Below are 22261 nucleotides of genomic sequence, written 5' to 3'. Positions count from 1 at the left end.
ATACGCTTAGGGTGAAATATAGTAGGTGGTTGTAAGAAAAACGGAATTTCGCTAATATGAATGTGTGTCTCCTTCGTCTAGCGGTTAGGACATCACCCTCTCAAGGTGGAAACACGGGTTCGATTCCCGTAGGAGATGCCAGAATTCTGAATAATTTCAAATCCTTTTCGAAATTGCGCATCCTTTTTTAGCAGGGTTTTTGGTTTTTTATCAAATATATATTGCGCGCTACTTGTGATATGGTGATCTGGCTCAATTCCGTTGTTTTGGATGGTATTTCCACAGGGTGTCAAAAATTCAAAAACTGTATATTTAAAGCCGCCAAATATCTGAGAAGGAAAAACGGCGGATAATTCTTGCACAGTTCCTTTTGAGAAGGTTTTTTCTCCAACAAGCAAAGCTCTTTTATTATCCTTCAAAGCTCCAGCAACGATTTCAGATGATGAGGCTGTGGATGGGTTAATTAAAACAACCAAGGGCTTTTGATGTAAATAATCCTTTTCTCTTGCATAATAAAATTCTGCATTGGTTTGACTGCGCTTTTCTAAGATTTTTTTCTGTTTCTCTAAAAATAACCCTGATATTAAAACACCTTGTTGGAATATGCCTCCAGGGTTGTATCGCAGATCCAAGATACAGCCTTTTATATTTTGATGTTGTAGAAGAATATTTTTGACTTCATAATAAGAGTTTTTGGTGAAATAATTTATACAAATATATAAAACGTCCTCATGGCAAAAATGTTGAATAGGCTCAATTTTTACCTTATCTCTTAAAATTTCGAATTGTAGACTTTGGTGATCCCTCTCAATCGTGAGTTTGACTGTTGAGCCAATCTCACCCCTTATTTGATCAGCGCAGCTTTTTTTCCAAGCATGAACTTGAACTCCGTTAATATGAGTGATGATATCGCCTTCTCTAAGGCCAGCATAAAAGGCAGGGGAGTTTTTCATTGTACCAACAATTTTTAACGTTTGGTTTCGTGTAAGAATTTTAACGCCAATGCCAGCAGTTTTACCTTTTCCCATATTGATAAGGTTGCGAAAATTTTGCGGCGAAAGATAGGTTGAATAGGAGTCGAGCGCTTTGGTTATGCCTGTTAATGTCTTTTGCAGGAATGATTCATGTGTTTTTGGATGATGTTTATGAAGCCAGCGAAAGCTTTTCACTAAGAAAGTGGTTTGCTCGTTCGGCGAGAGATCTTTTAACATTTCCGATAGTGCAGCGCCTATTAAATCTGCTTTTGTAACGGGCTTAAGCGATTTTTTTTCAATTTCTTCTATTTTATTGAGCAGTAACCTATATTGAACAGAATAGGGAATTACCTCAGATGCGTTAATAAATATCAAAAACATACGCAAATTAAACATCACTTACATTAATACAATATCATGTTGTAAATATTTTTTAAATATGAATATAATAATAATATAATATATATAAAATATAACATGTCTAATTTATTGTCTAATGCCGTAAGTATTCATCGAGAGATACAAGATGTGTTATCACAATTGAATAATGGTAAAGGGTTTAACTTGAGTTATTCAGAATGGAATTTATGTATTGATTTACCTAAATTAACCACAAAGTCAGAAGAAGAATTTTTTAAGACAATTGCAACATTGGAAGCGATTGAGGCTGATATAAATGCAAAGTATGATATATTAAGATCTTTTGTAAAAGAAGGTGAGATAACTTTAGAACCTGCATTAACTCTTAAACTGAATCTTCTAGATTAATCATCTGAACATTTTCAAGAACGTGCGATACTTTTGGCGTTGTAATAACAAATTGACATGAGGTCTGCGGCAGCATTTGAAATTCTTTTATAAGTTTTTGCTGGTTGTGTAAATCCAAGTAAGAAAAGATCTCATCAATTAAAAAGAGAACTTGTTTGTTTTGAATGAGATAATAGATCAGGGCTAAAAATATAGAAATTTGCCCTAGACACTGCTCTCCATTTGAGGCTGTGCTCAGTTTTTTTTCGCCATACCATCCGTCATACTCAACTTTATGAGGTCCAACACCGCAGCCGCCCATCTTTAAATCGCGCTCTCTAGAAGATTTGATATGTTCTAAGGTGAATTCAATAGGTTTTGCAGCGAAATGACATCGGTCTAAAGTTTGAATGTGTGTCAGGAAAGTGTTGAGTTTCTCTATGCCTTCTGCTCGCAGCTGCGTCCAAGTAATACCATGTTCATAGATTTTTTGCTCAATGATATTAAGCCACTTCTCATCTCCATTTTGATAAAGTAATTTTGTGCGTTCAAAAATATAATGCAGATACTTTCCTTGAATGACCTTATATTCGGGTTCAAAAATTGCAAGAACTGTGTCAAAGAATTTTCTGCGTTTTTCTGGCGTTGTGCTGAAAATTCTATCATTGTGCGTTCCTAGCCAAATTGTTTTCATAAATGCGTGAATTTTGGTATGTGGAATGGCTTTTTCTAAATGAAAGATTTTCTTTTTATGATCTTTGTAATGAATCGCAATGTCTTTATCTAAAAAGCCATATCGTGTAAACCACCCATTATTTGTATCTTTTTTTTCAATATCCGCGAGATCTCCACCGCGTAGTCCTTTGGGTTTTTCTAACATAGAAAACGCTTCTAACAGATTTGTTTTTCCAACGCCATTGTTGCCCACAATAACGGAAATAGGATTAGAAAATTCAAAAGTAGATTCAGTGTAATTTCGGAAATTTTTAAGATAGAGTTTTTTTATAATCATATAGTCTCACGATGGTGTCGGAAGGTTCTATAGGTGAGGCAATACAATTTCTCTTTGATTTAAATATTTACCTGCTTTACTACTGTATGTTGTCATTGGCTTTTGTTCGGAAGTAAAGAATAGGAATTGAGATACACCTTCATTTGCATAGACTTTTACAGGAAGAGGTGTTGTATTTGAGAGCTCTAATACCACATATCCACTTGAGCCTGGCTCTATAGGAGTAGTATTAACAATGATACCGCATCTTGCGTAAGTTGATTTTCCAATACAAATCGCAAATGCATTTTCAGGCATATTAAAGGATTCAACTGTGCGCCCTAGCATAAAACCATTAGGTGGAATAATGCAGTAATCTCCTGTTTTATCGTCAAAAGAATCTACGCTGAAAGATTTAGGATCTACGACAGCATTGTGAACATTCGTGAAAATTTTAAATTCAGGCGCAAGTCTTACGTCATATCCGTAAGAAGATAGGCCGTAGGATAATTTGCCATCCGTTTTTTGCTTGTCTACAAAAGGAGTGATCATATTATTTTCTTCACATTGTTGTTTGATCCAAGAATCAGTCATTAAGGTCATTACACATAGGGTGCCCGAGAGTCATAATAGATTTATATCAAATTGATCTATAGAATTGCAATAAAGTTATTGACAATTTATGGAATTTTTTTTAAAGACAATCAAAAGATATGCATGTTAAACTCAAATCAAAACGCATAAACAATTTATTATGAATAAAGGTTTGTTAAGTAGAATAAGGCAGTTTGCGTTTAAGTCAACTGAAGAGTTGGATTTTTCAAACATGGTTCAAGATCCATGGCCCCCTCGATTCAAGAGCAGTTTAGAGAAATTTTTACTCTTATATAGAAAAAGTGAGGGGGAGGAGGCTTTATACTTTTCTTCATTTGAATGGTTAAGGGAATTTAAAAACCTTGCGACGCGCAATGAGATTCGAAAAATTATTGAGGACTGGATAGAGACAAATCATTTTTTATTTTCAAATGCATCTAAGGAATGGCCTTTGGATGTTACCGGATATAGAGTATGGAACTGGATTTCAATGTTTGATTTTTATGGGGTGAGTGCGCGCGATGAATTTAAAAACAAATTGAAGCGCAGTTTATCTGAGCAATTCGCCTTTCTGAAGAAAAATTTACATACGATTTCTGATGCTGTGGTTAAATTTCGAGCATTAAAAGGAATGTTTGGATATTTATTTATCACAGGTCAAGAGTTTATGCCTTTTATTAAAGAGTTAGAGAAATTATTAGGGCTAATCTTTTTAGAGGATGGAGGGCATGTAAGTCGCAATGCCAGATTACATTTGTTATTTTTACGAGATTTGATAGATATTCGTACGATTTTTGCTTCTAGAAAAGGTATAGAAATTCATACTCTGAATAAGAAAATTAGACAGCTTGCATCAGTTGTAAGGCTGTTAAGGCATAGCAATGGAGTCGTTGCCTCTTTTGAAGGGAATTACGCAACCAAAAATGATTTTAATTTGAGGTCTGAAAATTTTAATAACGCTTCGCTTGTTGATGCATGTTTATCGCTTGCAAATGTTGGCAGTGATTTTCTTATGAGTGCGGAGATGACGGGATATATGCGCTTTGCCTATCCTTCGAATGTTTGTATTGTGTCCACAAGATTGTCTCAAGCAAACAAATCTGCATCTTTGGGGGTGTTTAACTTTGAGTGGAGTTTTAAGCAGGATATTATTTTTCAAGATGTGAAAAGTTTTATTACAACAAACAAAAATTACTTTTATAGCATAGCTCATGACCCAAAAGCACAAAGATCTTCAAGTAAAGAGTGTGATTTTTTAGCACTGGAAATTGAGGCTTCCGATATAATCTACAAGAGAGAGATGGATATTGCTAATGGTTGCATAAAGGCTCAAGATAAAATTCAAATCCAAGAGAGTGGGCGATTTGTTTTGCAGTTTATGCTTGGCGCTAATGTAGAGGTGGTGCAATGCGATAAAGTTGTAACTTTTCATGCAGGGGACAAGTTGCAACTTTTTCGTTTACAGGTTTTGAGCGCTTCTAAACTTTTTTACAATGAGGCGGATCATTCGATTATAGTATCTTGTTCTGTTGAGGCGCAAAAAGAGTTAAATATAAAATGGGGCGTAGCAGTTCTTTGAGAAGTGCGGCGCTCTCGGTTCTTTTCTTTTTAACAAAAACATATTATCATGAAGAAAAACAGCAACAAAAAGAGAGTTTCTATCTCTGTCTCAGAAACTCTCAAAGAGCGATCCGATGCTCCGAGTGGGCAGCTTTTTGTTGTTAAAATCAATCGGAATAAAGGAGAGTAAGCATGACAGCATTATCAAAAACTATTACAATTAAAGATTTATTCGAAGCGGGTGTTCACTATGGACATAGTTGCGGACGATGGAATCCAAAAATGAAGCCTTACATTTATGGCATTAGAAATGGTACACACATTATTGATATTCAAAAAACAGCCCCTTTGTTGGAAGCTGCTTTGAAGGAGTTAGAAAAAGTTGCAGAAGGCAATGGTCGTATTTTATTTGTCGCAACAAAAGCAAATGCCCGTGATGTCATTCAAGAGTCTGCAATAGAATGTGGTCAATACTATGTAAACCATAGATGGTTGGGTGGGACACTTACAAACTGGAAAACCATTGCGCAGTCCGTGAAGCGTTTGAAGGATATGGAAAAGCAACTTGAGGCACCTGAGGGACTCAAAAAGAAAGAGGTTCTCAAACTAAGAAGAGAGCATGAGAAATTAGAGCGCTCTATTGGCGGTATTCGAAATATGGGCGGTCTTCCGTCAGCTGTTTTTGTTATTGATGCACTAAAGGAAAATATTGCCATTCAAGAAGCGAGGCGTTTGAATATACCTGTTATTTGTGTATTAGATTCGAATGCCGATCCTGAGGGAATTGATTTTCCAATTCCTGGAAATGATGACGCGATTCGTTCCATTAAATTATATTGTCACGTTGCAAAACAAGCGATTTTAAGAGGGCTTCAAAAGTCTGTGAATTTTGATAAAGAGCAAATGTCACAAAATGCCGCGGATATGACCATGGAAAATGTATTTGATGAAGAGAAAAAGGGGTAATTCATGAAAGTTTCAGCAAGTGATATCAAAAAACTAAGAGACGAAACGCAAGCTGGAATGCTTGATTGTAAAAAGGCTTTGACAGAGTCAAATGGTGATTATAAAGCAGCTGTTGAGTATTTGCGTAAAAAAGGTCTATCTGCTGTTGCAAGCCGCAGTGGCCGTATAGCGGCCGAGGGTGCAATTGTTATTGATGTTGATGTGACAGGCACGAAAGGCGCTATGATTGAGGTAAATTCTGAAACAGACTTTGTTGCGCGTAATGAAAATTTTCAAGATGTGACAGGAAAAATCGCTGAAATTATGGCAAAAGAGCAAACTTCTTTTGAAGATACATTAAAGCTACGATATGATGATGCGCATACAGTTGAGGGCGCTATTACAGATCTAGCTGCACGTATTAAAGAAAACATCTTTATCAGACGCGGGCAAACCTTATCTATTGATCAAGGTGTTATCACATCTTATTTGCACAATAGCTTAGGTCCAAAACATGGTAAAATCGGTGTTTTGGTAGCATTGAAAAGCGCTTCAGACAAAAGAAATGCACTGCATGAAATTGGCAAAAAAATTGCTATGCATATTGCTGCTATAAAACCAAAATCCTTGGATATATCTGATTTGCCGCAAGATTTGATTGATGCAGAGCGTGATATTTATGCAGCGCAAGCAAAAGCATCAGGCAAACCAGAGCAATTTATTGAGAAAATGGTTGAAGGGCGTTTGCGTAAATTTTATGAAGAGGTTGTGTTGTTGGAGCAAAGTTTTGCGCTGGAGCCTAAGCTTAAAGTGAAAGAGTTTGTTGAGCAAGAAGCTAAAGCTTTGGGTGTGGAGATTGTGTTAGCTGATTTTGCATTTTACATGTTGGGCGAAGGTGTAGAAAAAGAAGAAAAAGATTTTGCGAAGGAAGTGCAAGAGCAAATGAATAGAAAATAATCGTCTTTTAGGAGGTGGATATGTTAGAGGACTTAAAGGAAAAATCCAAAAAAGATATGGACAAAGTGGTTGAGAGTTTGTCCAATACTTATAAAGGTGTGAGAACGGGTCGTGCATCTACCAACTTGCTGGATAATATTAAAGCTGAGGTTTATGGTGCGTTGACACCTCTTCAACAGTTGGGGCAAATTACTACTCCCGAGCCGAGAATCATTTCAATTCAAGTGTATGACAAAAGCGCTGTTAAACCCATAGAAAAGGCGATTCGCGAATCTTCGTTGGGTTTAAATCCTATGATTGATGGGAATTTTCTTCGCATTACAATGCCAGATTTAACAAAAGAAAGACGCGAAGAGCTTGTTAAACATATTGCAAAGTTAACAGAAGAATCTCGTGTCGCTGTGCGCAATATGAGAAGAGATGCTCTAGATAGTTCTAAGAAGTTAACAGTTTCAGATGATGAAAAAGAGCGTTTCAAAAAAGATATTCAAAAAATAACTGATGGGTATATCGAAAAAATCGACACACTTTTTGAGAAGAAAAAATCCGAGATTATGCAGGTTTAATCCTGTTATTAAAAAATTTTATTTTTATCAAAATAATCTACATTTTCAACTTGTTTCTTAATTGCTGCCATGCTAAAACTATATTGTAAAGTAAAGAAAAGAAGACGCGTGAAAACGTCTTTATAGTTTTTTCTACGCAATGACGGGGCGTAGCCCTGTCATTGCCTGAATACCTTTCATCCACCCACTGTCCTTAAGATTTAAGCACAGTGTCTGGATGCATCTGTAGGTTTCATAGAAAAGGTCGATGAATAGCGTAAAGACATCAGCGATATTGTAGTGCTGATGTCAACTTTAATTCTTTTTGAGTAAGCCAATCTCTTTCCTTAGAGGTTGTGCAGAATAAAACTAGGATGTTTTAAACAATCAAAGTTTAATTTGAGAGTTTGATCCTGGCTCAGAACGAACGCTGGCGGCATGCTTAACACATGCAAGTCGAATGTTACTTTCGGGTGACATGGCAGACGGGTGAGTAATATATAGGAACGTACCTTCTTGTTTGGAATAACGTTTGGAAACGAACGATAATACCAAATACGCCCTACGGGGGAAAGATTTATCGCAAGAAGAGCGGCCTGTACCGGATTAGGTAGTTGGTAGGGTAATGGCCTACCAAGCCAATGATCTGTAGCTGATCTGAGAGGATGATCAGCCACACTGGGACTGAGACACGGCCCAGACTCCTACGGGAGGCAGCAGTGGGGAATATTGGACAATGGGGGAAACCCTGATCCAGCGATGCCGCGTGAGTGATGAAGGCCTTCGGGTTGTAAAGCTCTTTTAGCAGGGAAGATTATGACGGTACCTGCGGAATAAGCACCGGCTAACTTCGTGCCAGCAGCCGCGGTAATACGAAGGGTGCTAGCGTTGTTCGGAATAACTGGGCGTAAAGGGCGTGTAGGTGGTTTGAAAAGTGAGGTGTGAAATCCCCGGGCTTAACCTGGGAATTGCATTTCATACTGGCAAACTAAGTGTGCGAGAGGGGAAAATGGAATGGCGAGTGGAGCAGTGAAATGCGTTGATATTCGTTGGAACATCAGAGGCGAAGGCGATTTTCTGGCTCGTTACAGACACTGAGGCGCGAAAGCGTGGGGAGCAAACAGGATTAGATACCCTGGTAGTCCACGCCGTAAACGATGAATGCTCGATGTTGGTGGCTTCGGTCATCAGTATCAAAGCTAACGCGATAAGCATTCCGCCTGGGGAGTACGATCGCAAGATTAAAACTCAAAGGAATTGACGGGGATCCGCACAAGCGGTGGAGTATGTGGTTTAATTCGAGGCTACGCGAAAAACCTTACCAACCTTTGCATGGGAACTGTGCCTTCTTGAAAGAGAGGGGTCATTTAGTTGGGTTCCGCACAGGTGCTGCATGGCTGTCGTCAGTTCGTGTCGTGAGATGTTGGGTTAAGTCCCGCAACGAACGAAACCCTTGTTGTTAGTTGCCAGCACGTTATGGTGGGCACTTTAGCAATACTGCCGGTGACAAACCGGAGGAAGGTGGGGACGATGTCAAGTCATCATGGCCCTTATAGGTTGGGCTACACACGTACTACAATGGTGGTAACAAAAGGAAGCAATACTGCAAAGTGGAGCAAATCCCAAAAAACCACCTCAGTTCGGATTGTCCTCTGCAACTCGAGGGCATGAAGTTGGAATCGCTAGTAATCGCAGATCAGCACGCTGCGGTGAATACGTTCCCGGATCTTGTACACACTGCCCGTCACGCCATGGAAGCTGGTTCTGCCTTAAGCAGGTGCTCTAACCTGGATTTATTCAGGAGGAAGCCTATCACGGTGGGGCTGGTGACTGGGGTGAAGTCGTAACAAGGTAGCCGTAGGAGAACCTGCGGCTGGATCACCTCCTTTCTAAAGAGTTCTCTGAGGTGAATTTATCGTTATACTTCAGATATTTTTCTATTTTCAATCCTCACGTACCAAAAGTACGCTGCGGTTGAAAATAAAAAATTTCTTTGTCTAACAATAAATTCCCTCTCAGATAACCTCGCGTTCTAAACGTGAGGTTGTTTGCTGGAATTTAAAGAAATTACAGCGTTTTATTTATTAAAGTAAGCGCGCGCTATTCTTCGACCTTTTCTATACGTGGAGCAAGGTTTTTCCTCCATCCAACGAAACTCAAAGTTTGAATAAACTCTGAGCTGAAAGAGGAAAAGACAATTTGCTAGGGGTTTTGAGATGGATACAAGGAGGATTTGAGATTTTATAAGGAGTGTACTGAATGTACATGACGCGATAAAATCGAAAACCGACGAAGTAAACACTCAAAAACACAGCAAAGTAAGGGGCTTGTAGCTCAGTTGGTTAGAGCACACGCTTGATAAGCGTGGGGTCGGAGGTTCAAGTCCTCCCAGGCCCACCAAAGCCATGGGGGCATAGCTCAGTTGGTAGAGCACCTGCTTTGCAAGCAGGGGGTCATCGGTTCAAGTCCGATTGTCTCCACCAGATGAAAAGGTAGTATTTAAAGTTAAAAACAGACAGCTTAAAGTGAAACGTAAGCTATTAATATCGTTATCTTGAGGCGCAGCTGAAAGATCTTTGTGAGTTTATCTTAGGAAGATTCTTCAAGCACTTCGCTCCTCAGGATGACGCTTAATATAAATGATTAAGTTATGAGAGTGGTAATACATCTCTTCATTTATTGAAGAGATGTATAAGATACCATGTCTTATAACAAAAATAAACGCAGTTGTGTGACGAACACCATTGTCACACAGCAAACTGAGTAATAAATTATAAGACAAAAGGTAAATGCCTTCCACCTTGAGAGAGGAGAGATTAAACTTCGATTTAACTCCCGGCCTCAAGGTCTAGGTCATTTAGGAGGAAAAATGTTTTAGATACGAGGAGAAAATTTATTTTGCGATTGAATGTAGTAAATCTACATGATTGAGTAAAATCAATTTTTGACGAAGTAGATGAGATATTTTTACCCTAAAGAATCGGGTAAGATAGGAAGGGCGTTTAACGGATGCCTTGGCACCAAGCGGCGATGAAGGACGTGATACGCGACGAAATGCTACGGGGAGGAGCGAAAGACCTATGATCCGTAGATCTCCGAATGGGGAAACCCATATTTTTAGTTTGGATTGAATGAATTTGAGCGTTAGCTTTTGCTACCATCTCAAATTCATTCAATCCAAGTCTAAAAATATACTCTTCGTTTACGAAGAGAGCGAACCTGGAGAACTGAAACATCTAAGTACCCAGAGGAAAGGAAATCAAAAGAGACTCCGAAAGTAGTGGCGAGCGAAATCGGACCAGGCCGCACCATAGAGTGCGCTTATAAAGTTAAGAACTGGAATGTGTTGGGAAGCACAGCGATACAGGGTGACAGCCCCGTACAGGTAGAAAGATTTTATAAGAGTGAGTAGAGCGGGACACGAGAAATCCTGTTTGAACATGGGGGGACCAATCCTCCAAGCCTAAGTACGTCTTGGTGACCGATAGTGAACAAGTACCGTGAGGGAAAGGTGAAAAGAACCCCGAGAAGGGGAGTGAAATAGACCTGAAATTGGACGCCTACAAGCACTCAGAGCTACAGCTTGCTGTAGTGATGGGGTACCTTTTGTATAATGAGTCAGCGAGTTTATATTGCAAGCAAGCCTAAGCCGTTAGGTGTAAGCGAAGCGAAAGCGAGTTTTAATAGAGCGCCATAGTTTGCAGTATAAGACCCGAAACCGGGCGATCTAGCCATGAGCAGGTTGAAGATTTGGTAAGACGAATTGGAGGACCGAACCCACTGATGTTGCAAAATCAGGGGATGACTTGTGGTTAGGAGTGAAAGGCTAATCAAGCTCGGAAATAGCTGGTTCTCCGCGAAAACTATTGAGGTAGTGCGCCTTGATATAAGCACCAGGGGTAGAGCACTGAATGGGCTAGGGGGAGTCACATCTTACCAAACCCAATTAAACTCCGAATACTGGTGTGGCAGGCAAGGTAGTCACACTGCGGGAGCTAACTTCCGTAGTGGAGAGGGAAACAACCCAGACCAACAGCTAAGGTCCCTAAGTGATCACTAAGTGGAAAAGGAAGTGAAGACGCCAAGACAGCGAGGAAGTTGGCTTAGAAGCAGCCATCTTTTAAAGAAAGCGTAACAGCTCACTCGTCTAGATAAGTGTTTTTGCGCCGAAAATGTAACGGGGCTCAAGTGATCCACCGAAGCTTTGGGTTTTTTTAGATCTTAATGTAATGTTATATACATCATGTATCAAAAATGCCACAATACAAAAAAACATCAACACAGTATGAAGAACAATGAAAATCTTAGATACACTCTATGACATGACCAAACGCATTATTCAAGAACAGAATAATGATAGGGTTATGAATGAACTAAGAACAACATTACTAGAAGCCTTAAAGCAGTTCAATCGCTTTAATGCAAAACTAGGACGCAAAGAAGCTCTTGAAGCAGCCATCATATCTATTGATGATGCTAAGATTCTTCTTAAACTCTGTGTGGAGTTAAAATGCATCACGTACGATTCTTACAAAACCTATGAAGAAAACCTTCAAGGTTTGGTTAAGATGATGGTGGCAGAAAAGAACATTATGTTTGGATCTAAAAAAGCGGTAGCGGAGCGTTCTCTAGGCCGATGAAGGTCACTCGTTAGAGGGGCTGGAGGTATGAGAAGTGAAAATGCTGACATAAGTAACACAAATCGTGTGAGAAACACGATCGCCGAAAATCCAAGGGTTCCTACGCGATAATAATTAGCGTGGGGTGAGTCGGCCCCTAAGGCGTATGCGAAAGCAAAAGTCGATGGAAATCAGGTTAATATTCCTGAACCCAGTATTCGTGACGAATACCGTAACTTGTTCCTGCTTAATGGATTGTTGGGGGCAAGGAAGGTGTTCCAGGAAATAGCGAATACAATAAATGGACCGTACCCTAAACCGACACTGGTGGATACGTAGAGTATACGAAGGCGATGAGAAAATGGTGTTGAAGGAACTCGGCAAAATGCCCTTGTAACTTCGGAAGAAAAGGGACCTATCCCTGCGCAAGCAGAGGTAGGTGGCACAGAATAGGGAGTGGCGACTGTTTAGCAAAAACACAGGACTCTGCAAACACGAAAGTGGACGTATAGGGTCTGACGCCTGCCCGGTGCTGGAAGGTTAAAAGGAGGTGTGAAAGCTCCGAATTGAAGCCCCAGTAAACGGCGGCCGTAACTATAACGGTCCTAAGGTAGCGAAATTCCTTGTCGGGTAAGTTCCGACCTGCATGAATGGCGTAACGACTTCTCCGCTGTCTCCAACACCAACTCAGTGAAATTGAATTCTCCGTGAAGATGCGGAGTACCTGCGGTTAGACGGAAAGACCCCGTGCACCTTAACTACAGCTTTACAGTGGTATTGTTTGTGTTATGTGTAGGATAGGTGGGAGGCTTTGAAGCGTGAGCGCCAGCTTGCGTGGAGCCATCCTTGAAATACCACCCTTAACATAAGCGATATCTAACCATGACCTATTGTCTGGGACCCTGTATGGTGGGTAGTTTGACTGGGGCGGTCGCCTCCGAAAGAGTAACGGAGGCGTGCGAAGGTAGGCTCAGATTGGTCAGAAATCAATCGGTGAGTGTAATGGCAAAAGCCTGCCTGACTGCGAGACCCACAAGTCGAGCAGAGACGAAAGTCGGTCATAGTGATCCGGTGGCACTGTATGGAAGGGCCATCGCTCAACGGATAAAAGGTACGCCGGGGATAACAGGCTTATCTCCCCCAAGAGTCCACATCGACGGGGAGGTTTGGCACCTCGATGTCGGCTCATCACATCCTGGGGCTGTAGAAGGTCCCAAGGGTTTGGCTGTTCGCCAATTAAAGTGGTACGTGAGCTGGGTTCAGAACGTCGTGAGACAGTTTGGTCCCTATCTGCCGTAGGAATTAGGATGATTGAAAGGAGTTGTTCTCAGTACGAGAGGACCGGAATGAACATACCTCTGGTGTACCAGTTGTCGTGCCAACGGCAGCGCTGGGTAGCTACAGTATGGACGGGATAACCGCTGAAAGCATCTAAGCGGGAAGCCTCCCTTAATACGAATCATCCCTATGAGGGTCGTGGAAGACTACCACGTTGATAGGCGGGAAATGGAAGCATGGTAACATGTGTAGTTCACCCGTACTAATAACCCCATTGGCTTATCTGAAAACTCAACTTACACAGTAGAGTCAACCACTCTCATAATTTAATCATTTGTTATTAAACACAAAAAGCACAAAACATGATTGGTCATCATAGCGGAGATGCAACACCTGAATCCATCTCGAACTCAGACGTGAAAAGCTCCTGCGCCGAGGGTACTTAGCCTTAAGGCTTGGAAGATTAGGTCATGACCAATCTTGTTTTTTGCTTGGAATATATATTATTCCTCCTCTTGTTTTTTTAAAAGACTATCTGATTCTTAGTTTTCTTTTATCTTAAAACATAATCGTTATAATCAATAAGAAGACTGAAGAGGGTGTTATGGCGTAGCCGATGTGGTTGAATATAAGGAGGGGATATGGAAGGAAATGTTTTGGGATTACCTCTTGAGTATCATGAGTTAACCGAATATTTTGATGTGCATAATACATCTAGTAAAATCACCAAAATGAATTCCTTTATTGAAAGTTTGCTCAAGAAATATGGTGTTCAGACTGTTTTGGATATGACATGCGGCACTGGATCTCAGGTATTTTTTCTTACCAATCTTGGATATAAGGTTGCAGGTTCGGATTTTAGTCCAAAACTTTTAAATATTGCAAGACAAAAAGCGCAAACAATGGATTGTGATATTTTGTTTATTGATGGTGATATGCGCACACTTAAAGTTGGTGAATTTGATGCTGTTATTACGATTTTTAATGCTATTGGTCATCTTACAAAATCTGATTTTGAGGTAGCGATACGAAATATATGGGATAATTTGAAGGTTGGCGGAGTTTATGTGTTTGATATTTTCAATTTAAGCGCTATGACGGATGAAGTGGTCCATAATTTAAAAATGGATTATGAGTTTACCGTTGATGGTATTCAAATACATCATAAACAATATTCAGAGCTTGATAGAAAGAATGGTTTATTGAAGTCGTATGATCATTATGAGATTTATGAAACCTCAGGAAATGTGCGATGTTTAGACCATTCTTTTACTTTGCAGATTTATACAGTAGAAGAGTTGAGGGGTATGCTTAAAAGAAATGGTTTTGAGGTGGTGCATATATATGAAAATTTAAGTATTGTTATGGTTGCGCGCAAACATTAAAGCATTTTTTCTTCGAATAAAAAATATTACTATAAGCAGAAAAGCTGATCCAAGAGTGATTGTGAGAACAACACCTAAAGTATTAGAGCGTGAAGAGGTGAAAGTTGGTTTTGGTGATGGTATGGAGGGGCATAAATGATTGACTGAGAAAGGATATAATCCACGGAATGCACAAGAATATACATCAGATTCAAGGATGCATAAAGATTGATCCTCATTGCAGCGAATAATTTTATAATTTGCTAGTAGAGGTGTATTGATCATTGATTACGGGCACTGAAATCCATTGTTTGTGCAAATTTCTGTATTGAATGTTAATGAAATAAGTTTAACAAAATCTCCATCAAGCCAATCATTTCCATTTACAGTGAAGCGAATTAGAATGCACCCATTATTGCATTCGATTGTTTTTCCTGGTAAAAACTCTGGCGCAAGCGGAATGTTTTTATCCATACCGTTACTATCGAATAATCCAGCTGTTGCGGTTAAAATAATCACATTGCGCTTTGTATTAGTATTTGTCACCTTAAATTGAACAGCTAAAGTTTCACCAGCGCAGCCTGCGTCTCCATCAGCTTCAATGACAAGATTATTAAAAGGAAAATCGCTCAGTACAGCTGATTTATTTGAGATAAGAGTACAAACCATTATTTTAATTATATTTTTTTATACATACATTATATTATTTATTTACACATATTTCAAGATTGAATTATTTATATTTTATGGTAAAATAGATCAAAAGATTTTATATTTTATCTAAATGACATATCAGTCATGTGACGACTGTGAGTTCCAAATTTCAAAAAGCGAATATTTAGAAGAGTTTCAAAAAGCATTTATTGTTATTCAATCTGAATCAGATCATGCATGTTTGGGTGAGAAAAATAGGGTGTTCTTTAAGGTGGTTAACCAATCTAAAAAACGTCGTTTTAAAATTACGCAGGCGGAATTGAGCATTGATAACACATCTTCTTATATTGAGTTAAGTTTTGCGGAATCTCCTATTGGAAAAATTATTGATGTTAATTGTGGTGAATTAAATATTATTGTTAATGTGTCAGGACCGTGGAAAGAAAGTGATAAAGTGAGTCTTTCTGTGAAAGGGCAAACATTAGTTTGATGCATTATAGTTTTTCAAGAATTTCTTCTCTACGTAAGCACTCTGTGCTTCCTATCAGTTCAAGGAATATAGTATCTTGATCCATCCATGTTTCAAGTGTAACTTCAACAAGATCCGTACTTTCCGGTTCCAATGTTATTCTTCTTGGTTCTACATTTGAAACGGGGGTAGGTGTTAATGAGCCCTCTGACACCAAAAACGCATTAATTTTCGTTAAAATAAGCCTTTGAAATTGAAAAGGGTTGGTGATTTTAAAAAACAAACAACATTCAGTTGCATCACAAGCTTTATTCAGGTCAAGCAATGGTTCTACAAGCGCAAAATCACCTGCTTCATTGATTTGCACAATAGTTGCAGCTTGATTTTCATAAGTAAACTGACAAGGCATTATCTTAAGGAAATGCAATTTCTTGGTTCATTATATCATGTAATGTATTTTATTTATTGCAATGGATTTAATATTTTTTAATAAGTTTTGCGGTAAATTAGGTAGAGGTTTTTTTTAAATAAATGCTGTGAAATTTTTACGCTTAATAAGCTGGCTGTTATTTTTTTTATTGAATATTAATTTTGCTTATCTTCAAGCAGAAGAGGCTGATGCAGATTCGATTATGTCTAGATTTAGTTGTTATAGGCATGAATTTACGAAACATGAATTAATGAATTGGGTTGTTGATAGAGCCGAAGATGGAGAAAAGATTACAGTAAGTGGTTTAATTGTTGGAAAAATTGGTTTAGAAGCTCCTGATTTGATGATTGATGGCGCTCGAGTTTTGATAGAAAATTTGGGGGAAAAATTATACAAAACCGAAGAGCAGTCATCAGTTTATCGAGCATTAAATTTTTTTAGATTCAAAAAAATACTTTTGCTTGATGGTAGAGAGATTAGATATCGTCTTGATGGGGAAGAAAATAGTTTTCATCTATGGAAAAAAGACCAAAATCCTTACTTTGATTATATGTCATGTAACGGCACACCCAAGGGGAAAATAAATTTATGGAAGGGGGTGGCGCAGGATATAAGGGAAAAACGCTGTCAATTATTACTTATAGGTGGCGATATGGTTTACTCTGACGAGAAAGATGGAAAGGCACCGTCTATTTTTGAATTGCCAATCATTAAGGAATGGGTTGAATGGATTAAGAGCAAGAGAAGTGCCGATGAAATTCAGAAGTATGAAGAAGGGATGAAAGCCAGGGAAAAAGAAATAAAAGATATGCTACGAGATTTTTTTGCAAGACTTTATCTTAGTTGTTATCTGGATATAAAAGATGTGGCACGCTCATGTCTTGCAATTATGCAATTAGATGATCATGAGCTTTATGACGGCGCGAGGAAAACAAACTTATGGTTGGCTGAGTTGATTCGCGCAATTGGCATTGAGGCATATTTATTGTTCCAACATCATGTCACACAAGATGAGTTAACTCGAGCAAATGGATTTTTAGATGATACTTCTGGAAAAATCTACAGATTATCTCAAAAAAAGGCCTTGGTTGCTTTTGATATGAGGATGAAGCGAGAGGATGGTCTAATGATATCAAATGGAGCTTTTACGCAAGCGTATGATTGTTTGCTTTCAAATGTTAAAGAGCTAGAAACAGTAGATATTATGATAGTGATACCAATTGTATTTCCAAGTTTTCCACTATGGCTTGCTGGGTGTTTGACTGACGAGCAAAACCCTATCGATGGAACGACTGAGTTGCAAGATGATATGAAGGATGGTTGGAAGTATGATTCTGATTCATTAAAAAGACTTTTTGATATGGTGAAGTTACTTACAATAGTGAATCCATCCGTGAAATTTCGTTTTTATGCAGGAGATGTTCATGTAGGCTGTATGTCAAAAATTGTTTTGCCTCCTAGTCTAACGTTTGATAGAGAGATAGGCATTGAGGAGGTTGCAAGCTCTGGGATTGGAAGTGAAGCGCCTTTCAGTCCTTGGGAAAATTACGCATTCACAGTATGGCAAGAACTTAAAAATTGCATACATCCATTTGCATGTTGTGACTGTTCAGAGTGTACATGTTTTTGTTGTGATCATGGCCCTTCCTGTTGTTCTTCTCATATGAATTTTTTAAGAGCTGAAAACGCGAAAGGTGTTTTTATAACGCAGCAGAATTACTTTTCTTCTGCTAGAAATGGGTTTGTGACTTCAAATGAGGTTTACAAGGTAAATTTTGATGATCGCTCATGTCTTCAGTGTGTACGTGATGTTTTTGGATGTTGTGGGTTGATTTGTGATTCATGCGGTTCTGGTAACGCTGTAGAGGATAAAGAGCCTATCAGTAATCCTCTTCCTTACGCAATGGCATAGTGAGTAAAGATTAACAGTTTTTTGTTTTATGGTGCTACCATGAAGCATAGAGTGATTATTTTTATATGCGGCATGCAAAACAAAGTTAAGACAGATACAGGATTAGAATATATTGAAACTCAAGAAGGAAAAGGTGAATGTCCGCAACCTGGGCAAAAAATTAGTGTTCATTACACAGGCACACTTGCAAATGGAACAAAATTTGATAGTTCTTATGATAGAGGGCAACCCCTTCAATTTATTGTAGGTGTTGGGCAGGTCATTCAAGGTTGGGATGAAGGATTATTAAGCATGAAGCCTGGTGGAAAAAGAACCTTGATTATTCCTCCAGAGCTAGGGTATGGCGCAAGAGATTTGGGTGCTATTCCTCCGAACTCCACATTGTATTTTGATGTAGAGCTTGTTGAGATTCATTGATATTGAAGCGCATGTTAGAATAGCGCTTTAATATCTCTAATATGCGTAACTTTTGTCACTCCTTCAGGAGTCTTTTCTCCGGATACATTGCAGTAAATCGTTTCAAACCCAAGTTTCTTAGCTTCTTTAATTCGTTCATCAAGTTTTAAGACAGGGCGGATAGACCCTGAAAGAGAGACTTCACCAATAAACACACTTTTGTTTGTAATAGGTTTATCATAAATAGCGGACATGAGCGCTGCAATAACCGCAAGATCTAGAGCCGGCTCTTTAAAAGTAAGCCCCCCAGCCAAGTTGAGATAAATATCCTTATCGCTTAAAGGAATTTTACAACGTGACTGAATAACAGCCACAAGAGTGGATAGTTTATTGTGGTCCCAGCCAACATTGACGCGCCTTGGAGATGGCAGAAAAGAAGATGTGACAAGCGCTTGAATCTCACACAAAAGAACACGCGTGCCTTCTATGCCAGCTGCAATAGCTGTTCCGCTAACATCTGAATCTTCATTCAGGAATAACGATGAAGGATTTTTAACTTCCTTGAGACCTTGCTGTGTCATTTTAAAGATCCCAATCTCGTTGGTTGGACCGAATCTATTTTTGCTGGTTCGCAAAATGCGGTAATCATATTGTGTATCACCATCGAAATATAGAACAGCATCTACCATATGTTCTAATACGCGAGGTCCTGCAAGTGAGCCATCTTTAGTCACATGACCAATTAATAGAACGGCATAATTATGTTGTTTTGCAGAGTCAATTAGTGTTTGTGTCACGGCGCGAATTTGCGAGATAGATCCGGTAGGAGAATCAATATCTGGATGCATCATGGTTTGAACAGAATCTATTATCGCAACCCCTAAATTTGGTAAATTTTCAAAGGCGTGGACCAATTCTATTACATTTGTGCTAGTTGTCATAAAAAAGTTTTCTTCTTTGGTGTCTAGACGTTTCGCTCTGATTTTGACTTGCGATAACCCTTCTTCGCCCGTTGCATAAGCGCAAATTGCATTATTTGCGACTTGAGACGCAACTTGCAACATGAGAGTAGATTTTCCAATACCGGGTGTTCCGCCTATAAGAATAACGGACCCCTTTACAATACCAGATCCGCAAACACGATCAAATTCATCAATACCTGTTTTGAGGCGCTGCATATCAATTTCTTCGACGTTATCTAAGGTTGAAAAAATATCTTTATTGACTTTATGGTTGCGCGAGCGCTGTTGAAGATCTTCTACAACGCAGTTCCATTCTTTGCAGGATTCGCAGCGACCAGACCATTTGGATGTTATGACGCCGCAGGCATTACAGGTATATTTTGACATGATTGATTATTCTTATATTTTTCTCAGTTTACCAGATTTGCATCAATTTTTCGCGTTACTCCATCTTTTAATTCAATGATTTGATCACCGTATTTTTTGATAAACTCAGTGTTGTGGCTAATCATTAAGCAGCATAAATTTCTTTCACGCACCAATTTTTGTGTGAGCTCCATCGCAAAAGTGCTGGTTTGCGCATCAAGCGCTGCCGTATGTTCATCTAAAAGCAGAATGGGGCTATGCACAAGAGTTGTCATAATTAAATTCAAAATTTGCCTTTGCCCGCCTGATAAAAGCTGCATTTTTTGGTCTAAATTCATAGATTTTCCAAGGTAATTCTTGATAATTTTTGTAAACTCTTCTTTTTGATGTGTGTCGTACGCATAATTCCACCAGTGTTTTTTAAACTGATTGAAGGCAAGGGTAAAGTTTTCCCAAATGGAAAAATCTGCAATTGTACCTGATTTTGGATCTTGGAAAACGCGGCCGATGTATTGAGATCGTACTTGCTCAGAAAAGGTGTTTAGATCAACGTCATCCTGAGGCGAAGCCGAAGGATCTTTCTGCGTTTGTCTTAGGGAGATCCTTCGTTCGCTATGCTCACTCAGGATGATGTTACCTTTATCTAAGGTGAGTTGACCCGCAATAGCATTAAATAATGTGGATTTCCCTGCGCCATTAGGTCCAACGAGCATACATATTGTTCCAGGCTCCACGTCAAACGATACATCCTTAAGAATTGTTTTTCCATCAATGGATAGTTTGACATTTTTAAGCGTTAACATAGCTTCTCCTTAGTTTAGAAACTGCAATGAGTGTAATAACAATACCTGCCGTAATGAGATTTAAATCTGATGGTTTGAAAATGAAGTCAGCTTTTAATGCATAGTGAATAATAAGACGGTAGATTAGCGCGCCGCCAATGCATGCGAGGCATTTAATAGATAGGCGCGAAGGTTTAAACAATTGCTCTCCAATAATAACAGCAGCAAGCCCCGTAATAAGAGTTCCAATACCTAAATTTATATCAGCAAATCCTTGATAAAATGCCATCAATCCACCAGCTAATCCAACTAGACCATTGGCAAGTATTAAACCTATAGTTTTCATTTTTTCTACAGAAATGCCAAGAGAATTTGCGCAAGCTGTGTTTTGACCGGATGCACGAAACCTTAAACCGAAGATCGTATTGAGCAGATAAATAAGCGCTCCAGTTGAGATAGTTAAACATAAAATGATTGTATGCACTGGGAGGTCGTAATTTAACACAACATTTGGCGCACCCATGATTCGTAAATTAATAGAATATAAAGCAAGTTGCACTAAAATACTAGCTAGCACATCAGCCATTTTGAGTTTATTGTGAAGAATTGCTGTTAATAGGCCTGCAATGCCTCCAAAGATAAAAGATGCAGCGAGCCCTATGTTTGGAGTGTTCATAAAATATGCTGCGATAAATGCGCCAAATGTAAAGCTACTATCAACGGTTAAATCAGAAAACTTGAGTAAGCGGAAGGTTATAAACACACCCAATGCAACAAGTCCATAGATGAGTCCAAGTTCTAAAATAACCATTTTATCTTACCGCTTTTTCTGGAAGCGCTATACCAAGAAGTTGTGCTTGCTGGTAATTTGCAACTTGCGTGCCAGATTCTGGATAATAAATCTCTGGCATTTTGCCGGTTTTAAAGTAACTTACAATAAGCTCGGCTGTTTTAAGGCCTAGTTCATACTGGTTTGGTCCATAAGAGGCGATGGCACCTTGATCTAAAATATCTGTATCGCTAACAAATACAGGGATTTTATATTGATTTGCAATTTTTACTATCGTTTTGAAGCCGGATAAAGCAAGGTTGTCATTTGTTATAAGAATAGCGTCAACGTCCATACATAATTGCTTTGCAGCTTGCGCGAGTTCTTGGGATTGATAAATACCAACCGCTTTAAATTCAATCCCCATTTTTGGTGCAATTTTTGCAAGTTTTTCATTAAGCGCAATGGAGTTCATTTCTCCTAATCTGTATAAGGTTCCAAGTTTTTTTAATTTTGGATAAACTTGTTTGTAAAATTTCAGCTGTGGTTCTAGCGGGATATAGTTGGATGCGCCGCTAATATTAGTATTTTTCATTAATCCAGCCGCTACGGGATCTGTGATGGAAGAAAAAAATACAGGGGTATTAGTTTTTAAAAAAGCTTGTGCTGATGGCGTTCCAAGAGCAATAATTGCGTCAGGTTTATCAGCCATAAATTGTTTCGCAATTTGAATGGCAAGCAGAATTTCCCCGTTTGCACTTTTTATTTTTTGAATATTATACCCTTCTTTTTTTAAACCATCGATAATTCCATCTCGCGTTCTATTGAGAGCAGGATGCTCTACAATTTGTGTAAGATAAATTGTTCTAGTGTTATTTTTGGGTGTGTCGCAGCCGATAAAGAAACTCATAAATATCGAGCTAAATATTAAGAAATATCTTGACATA

At 38.8% G+C, this 22261-nt stretch carries 19 protein-coding genes, 3 tRNA genes and 3 rRNA genes; 16 read left to right on the top strand and 9 right to left on the bottom strand.

The features are described from left to right. Positions 1 to 66 precede the first annotated feature (66 nt). Positions 67 to 141 (top strand) — tRNA-Glu (locus tag H6850_04215). Here the strand turns inward: H6850_04215 and H6850_04210 are convergent. After that, a complete protein-coding gene (locus H6850_04210) occupies positions 93 to 1370 on the bottom strand; it encodes a PDZ domain-containing protein (GenBank protein USO02829.1) in 1278 nt (425 codons plus the stop codon). The genes H6850_04215 and H6850_04210 overlap by 49 nt on opposite strands. A gap of 81 nt (positions 1371 to 1451) precedes the next feature. Between H6850_04210 and H6850_04205 the strand changes: the two genes are divergently transcribed. Then, the gene (locus tag H6850_04205; GenBank protein USO02276.1) at positions 1452 to 1742 is read left to right on the top strand and encodes a hypothetical protein; all 291 of its coding nucleotides are present in this window, start codon (positions 1452 to 1454) and stop codon (positions 1740 to 1742) included. On the opposite strand, the gene H6850_04200 is transcribed toward H6850_04205, so the two are convergent. Next, the gene (locus H6850_04200; GenBank protein USO02275.1) at positions 1720 to 2733 is read right to left on the bottom strand and encodes a DNA replication/repair protein RecF; all 1014 of its coding nucleotides are present in this window, start codon (positions 2731 to 2733) and stop codon (positions 1720 to 1722) included. The two genes, H6850_04205 and H6850_04200, sit on opposite strands and share 23 nt — an antisense overlap. A 27-nt stretch (positions 2734 to 2760) precedes the next feature. Continuing rightward, entirely contained in the window at positions 2761 to 3315 is a 555-nt protein-coding gene (locus tag H6850_04195; protein USO02274.1) for a dCTP deaminase, read from the bottom strand. Between the two features lie 151 nt (positions 3316 to 3466). Here H6850_04195 and H6850_04190 point away from each other — a divergent pair, with 151 nt between their 5' ends. The 11 genes from H6850_04190 (at position 3467) to H6850_04140 (ending at position 14734) form a co-directional block, all read left to right on the top strand. After that, positions 3467 to 4885, top strand: a complete 1419-nt coding sequence (locus H6850_04190; GenBank protein ID USO02273.1) for a hypothetical protein — start codon at positions 3467 to 3469, stop codon at positions 4883 to 4885. 173 nt (positions 4886 to 5058) lie between these two features. Then, entirely contained in the window at positions 5059 to 5832 is a 774-nt protein-coding gene (gene rpsB, locus H6850_04185) for a 30S ribosomal protein S2 (protein ID USO02272.1), read from the top strand. Positions 5833 to 5835: 3 nt separating this feature from the next. Next, the gene (locus H6850_04180) at positions 5836 to 6768 is read left to right on the top strand and encodes an elongation factor Ts (GenBank protein ID USO02271.1); all 933 of its coding nucleotides are present in this window, start codon (positions 5836 to 5838) and stop codon (positions 6766 to 6768) included. A 20-nt stretch (positions 6769 to 6788) separates the two neighbouring features. Next, positions 6789 to 7334, top strand: a complete 546-nt coding sequence (gene frr / locus H6850_04175; GenBank protein USO02270.1) for a ribosome recycling factor — start codon at positions 6789 to 6791, stop codon at positions 7332 to 7334. A gap of 370 nt (positions 7335 to 7704) precedes the next feature. Further along, a 16S ribosomal RNA gene (locus H6850_04170) occupies positions 7705 to 9207 on the top strand. 429 nt (positions 9208 to 9636) lie between these two features. Next, positions 9637 to 9713 (top strand) — tRNA-Ile (locus H6850_04165). Between the two features lie 7 nt (positions 9714 to 9720). Then, positions 9721 to 9796, top strand: a tRNA-Ala gene (locus H6850_04160). A gap of 499 nt (positions 9797 to 10295) precedes the next feature. Next, positions 10296 to 13497: ribosomal RNA gene (locus H6850_04155) — 23S ribosomal RNA — on the top strand. A 78-nt stretch (positions 13498 to 13575) separates the two neighbouring features. After that, a 5S ribosomal RNA gene (gene rrf, locus H6850_04150) occupies positions 13576 to 13690 on the top strand. Together the 16S, 23S and 5S rRNA genes with 2 tRNA genes alongside form the textbook arrangement of a ribosomal RNA operon. 161 nt (positions 13691 to 13851) lie before the next feature. After that, complete coding sequence (locus H6850_04145; protein USO02269.1) at positions 13852 to 14595, top strand: class I SAM-dependent methyltransferase; 744 nt, start codon at positions 13852 to 13854, stop codon at positions 14593 to 14595. Continuing rightward, complete coding sequence (locus H6850_04140) at positions 14579 to 14734, top strand: hypothetical protein (GenBank protein USO02268.1); 156 nt, start codon at positions 14579 to 14581, stop codon at positions 14732 to 14734. The genes H6850_04145 and H6850_04140 overlap by 17 nt, the downstream gene beginning before the upstream one ends. A gap of 128 nt (positions 14735 to 14862) precedes the next feature. Here H6850_04140 and H6850_04135 read toward each other — a convergent pair whose 3' ends face one another. Next, on the bottom strand, positions 14863 to 15243 hold the full coding sequence (locus H6850_04135) for a hypothetical protein (protein USO02267.1): 381 nt from the start codon (positions 15241 to 15243) through the stop codon (positions 14863 to 14865). Between the two features lie 115 nt (positions 15244 to 15358). On the opposite strand from H6850_04135, the gene H6850_04130 reads away from it, so the two are divergent. Further along, the gene (locus H6850_04130; GenBank protein ID USO02266.1) at positions 15359 to 15718 is read left to right on the top strand and encodes a hypothetical protein; all 360 of its coding nucleotides are present in this window, start codon (positions 15359 to 15361) and stop codon (positions 15716 to 15718) included. Positions 15719 to 15722: 4 nt separating this feature from the next. Here the strand turns inward: H6850_04130 and H6850_04125 are convergent, their stop codons facing one another. Then, on the bottom strand, positions 15723 to 16106 hold the full coding sequence (locus H6850_04125; GenBank protein USO02265.1) for a hypothetical protein: 384 nt from the start codon (positions 16104 to 16106) through the stop codon (positions 15723 to 15725). Between the two features lie 169 nt (positions 16107 to 16275). Here H6850_04125 and H6850_04120 point away from each other — a divergent pair, with 169 nt between their 5' ends. Together H6850_04120 and H6850_04115 are read left to right on the top strand one after the other, a co-directional pair. Then, positions 16276 to 18039: a hypothetical protein gene (locus H6850_04120; GenBank protein USO02264.1), complete on the top strand. Its 1764-nt coding sequence runs from the start codon at positions 16276 to 16278 to the stop codon at positions 18037 to 18039. 39 nt (positions 18040 to 18078) lie between these two features. Next, a complete protein-coding gene (locus H6850_04115; GenBank protein ID USO02263.1) occupies positions 18079 to 18456 on the top strand; it encodes an FKBP-type peptidyl-prolyl cis-trans isomerase in 378 nt (125 codons plus the stop codon). Positions 18457 to 18470: 14 nt separating this feature from the next. Here H6850_04115 and radA read toward each other — a convergent pair whose 3' ends face one another. Genes radA through H6850_04095 form a run of 4 tightly spaced genes read right to left on the bottom strand, consistent with a single transcriptional unit; the run spans position 18471 to position 22260 of the window. After that, on the bottom strand, positions 18471 to 19784 hold the full coding sequence (gene radA, locus H6850_04110; protein USO02262.1) for a DNA repair protein RadA: 1314 nt from the start codon (positions 19782 to 19784) through the stop codon (positions 18471 to 18473). Positions 19785 to 19807: 23 nt separating this feature from the next. Beyond that, a complete protein-coding gene (locus tag H6850_04105; GenBank protein ID USO02261.1) occupies positions 19808 to 20566 on the bottom strand; it encodes an ATP-binding cassette domain-containing protein in 759 nt (252 codons plus the stop codon). Beyond that, positions 20553 to 21356 carry an ABC transporter permease gene (locus H6850_04100; protein ID USO02260.1) on the bottom strand — a complete coding sequence of 268 codons (804 nt, stop codon included), beginning with the start codon at positions 21354 to 21356 and terminating at the stop codon, positions 20553 to 20555. The genes H6850_04105 and H6850_04100 overlap by 14 nt, the downstream gene beginning before the upstream one ends. A 1-nt stretch (position 21357) precedes the next feature. Beyond that, positions 21358 to 22260: an ABC transporter substrate-binding protein gene (locus tag H6850_04095; protein ID USO02259.1), complete on the bottom strand. Its 903-nt coding sequence runs from the start codon at positions 22258 to 22260 to the stop codon at positions 21358 to 21360. Position 22261 lies beyond the last annotated feature (1 nt).

It is taken from the genome of Alphaproteobacteria bacterium (assembly GCA_023898745.1).
Taxonomy (GTDB): domain Bacteria; phylum Pseudomonadota; class Alphaproteobacteria.
The sequence above is the reverse complement of the archived record's forward strand: the minus strand, read 5'-3'. Positions and strand labels throughout refer to the sequence as shown.